General features: G+C 50.2%; 1 pseudogene. It reads right to left on the bottom strand.

What is annotated here, in order from left to right:
- Window positions 1–232: pseudogene (locus ALO_RS03965) on the bottom strand (3-deoxy-7-phosphoheptulonate synthase); the annotation flags it as partial.
- Between the last annotated feature and the right edge of the window lie 67 nt (window positions 233–299).

The raw sequence follows: 299 nt of genomic DNA, 5'->3' as shown, positions 1-299 counted from the left end.
GGAACATCCGGTTTGCCTTTTTATACGGTTCCTGTACGGACAATACCTTATCCACATAGATTTTATTCAACAATTGGCCCTTATCCAGGTGGCCGGTATCGCCAACCACGCCGAAAACCAGGATGAATTTCCCCTGGATAGGCCAGAGAGAGCAACCTGCTGCCTCAACCTCCGCCTTCAATTCTGCAATCTGTTCCTGAGTCGCTGAGGGATGTAAAACAATGACCATCATTTTTTCCTCCTGTTCCTCCTGTTCCGTCTGCCCATGACAGGCGGCCCTGCTGCTATCCTTCACTCTG

Origin of the sequence: Acetonema longum DSM 6540 (assembly GCF_000219125.1) — a bacterium.
Lineage (GTDB): Bacteria > Bacillota > Negativicutes > Sporomusales > Acetonemataceae > Acetonema > Acetonema longum.
The sequence above is the reverse complement of the archived record's forward strand: the minus strand, read 5'-3'. Positions and strand labels throughout refer to the sequence as shown.